The organism is Marilutibacter maris (genome assembly GCF_006546735.2).
GTDB classification, from domain to species: domain Bacteria; phylum Pseudomonadota; class Gammaproteobacteria; order Xanthomonadales; family Xanthomonadaceae; genus Marilutibacter; species Marilutibacter maris.
The window spans coordinates 1-2,204 of the sequence record NZ_VICD02000124.1 but is presented as its reverse complement, the minus strand read 5'-3'; the positions used below and the strand labels follow the sequence as shown (position 1 = coordinate 2,204).

At 65.4% G+C, this 2,204-nt stretch carries 1 protein-coding gene; it reads right to left on the bottom strand.

What is annotated here, in order from left to right; genetic code table 11:
• Positions 1–2,204, bottom strand: a 2,204-nt coding sequence (locus tag FKV24_RS07890; protein ID WP_141481989.1) for an RHS repeat domain-containing protein, incomplete at both ends; no start/stop codon positions are given.

The following is a 2,204-nucleotide window of genomic DNA, read 5'->3' as shown; positions in this document are numbered from 1 at the left end:
GGGTCCGCTGACAGGAACCGCCCGATATCGTCGTCATAGTAGCGCTGCTGGGCGTAGACCAGGCCGGTGGCGGCGTCGAACACGTGGCCGGTGTAACCGGGGCCGTCCTGCGGGGTCGGGGTCAGCTGCTTGCCGTAGGGTTCGTACTCGCGGCGCTCCAGCTCGGTGCGGTTGGCGTCGGTGATCACCACCGGGCTGCCTAGGGCATCGGTGTGGTGGTACTTGGTCGTATAGGTGTTGGTCGGCGTGTAGCGGTCTCGGGTCGCGATCAGGCTGCCACCCAGGTAGATGTACTCGGTAACGATGTTCTTGCGCTGGTCGACGGTCATCGCCAGTTCGCCCGACTGCAGATACTGGCTGAACTTGTTGTGGGTGGTGTAATCCCAGACCCGGCGCCCCATTCCGTCATAGGCGTACTGACTGGTCACCGTGCCCACCTGGGCATCACGCAAGCGATTGCCGTAGTCGAACGAGAAGGTCTGGCCGCTCTTGTCGGCCAGATTGCCCTGCAGGTCCCAGGTCAACGCCTGCACCGCCGGGCTGGCCGAGCTGCCGGTGCATACCGGGCCGCTGCGGATGAAGGCCAGCCGGTTGGCGCTGCCGTAGCAGTAGTAAAGGTCGCGCGCGGCGGTACTGCCACTCACACTGAGCCGGGTCAGGTTGTCCAACACATCGTAGGCATAGGTTGCGGTGCCGAACATCGGCGAGGTCGTGCCGGTCAGGCGGTCCAGGCCGTCGTAGACCATGTCGCGATTGCCGCGCTGGCCGGTACCGGTCGCACCGTCGGTGATCGCGGCGACATTGCCGTTGGCGTCGTAGTCGTAACTGTCAGCCAGGAACGCGGTGCCGCCGTATGCGTCGGTACTGGTGTCCGGCAGGCCACGCGCGTTCTGGGTCAGGGTGTGGACGATGCCGTTGCCGTAGGTGAACTGCTTGATCGCGCCGTTGGGGTAATAGCTGACATTGCTGGCATAGCTGCCGGCCTTGGTCGGCTGGCCGAGCGCGTTCGGGGCATAGTCGACGGTGATGCCATGCCAGGACTGCGCCGAACGGTGTCCGTTGGCGTTGTACTGATAGTCGACCGCCCAGGAGAACACATCGGTGTAGGCCAGCACTTCGCTGGTCATCAGCCGGCGGCGGTTGTAGTTGTAGCTGGTGGTGGTCAGGCTGCCGCCACCGTTGTCGACGGTCACCGTCTCCGGCAGGCCGTCCGCGGTGTAGGTGTGGGTGGTGTTGCCGCGGCCGTCGGGGAAGCTCAGCGACACGATCCGGTTGCGCAGGTCGTAGCCGCGGTCGGCCCGGCGCGCCGCCACGTCCGCGGCGGTCAGGCAGCCTGGAGCGGATGAGTTGTACCCCGCCGCCGACCAGGCCAGGTTGCCGGCCGCGTCGTAGCCCATGAAGGTGTCGCCGGTTTCCGGCTCCCTCACCCGGCACAGCTGTTGCTGGGCGTTGTAGAAGTAGTCGCGATCGATCGCGACGGTGCCGCCGACCGGGCTAACGCTGTCGCTGCGGCGGATCCGCGTCGGCTTGCCGAAGTCGTCGCGCACGATATGGGTATTGGCGCTCTCCGGATGCCGGATCGCCACCGGAGTGTCCATGCCGGGCTGGTCGAAGTTCTGATACCAGGTCCGGGTGATCTCGCCACGTGGATTGGTGGCTTTGATGTAATCACCATTGACGTTGTTGCCATACCAGGTGGTGGCCACCAGCGGCGCCACCAGCTCCGAGTCCTGCTCGACCCGCACCGTGCGTCCCAGCACGTCGTAGGTCGTGCGGGTTCCCGCGGTCGGGTTGTAGACGGTGCTTGGATACGAGGCGAAGGTCGTGCGCCCATCGTGGTCGTAAGCAAAGGTGCTGAACCGCTTGGTCGCTTCGTAGTTGCCGACCTCGAACTCCTGCACGATCAGTGGCCGCCACAGCGCGTCGTAGAAGCTCACCTTGCGTGCATTGCCGGTGCTCACGGTCTGCCGCCAGTGGCCGGCGGCGATGCCGCCCTCGGCGACGTCCACCTGCTCGAACACCTGGGTCGTCGGCGCCCACGCTGGCTCATCTTCATCTTCGCCGCAGACACCCATCTGTGTTTCCGACGGGTAGCTGATCTCGCTCAGCCGACCCATCGCATCGTAGGCGTAGCAGGTCTTGTTGCCATTGGCATCGGTGACCGAGGCGAGGGTGCCGTCGTTGTTGACCACCGCGCTCTGGCT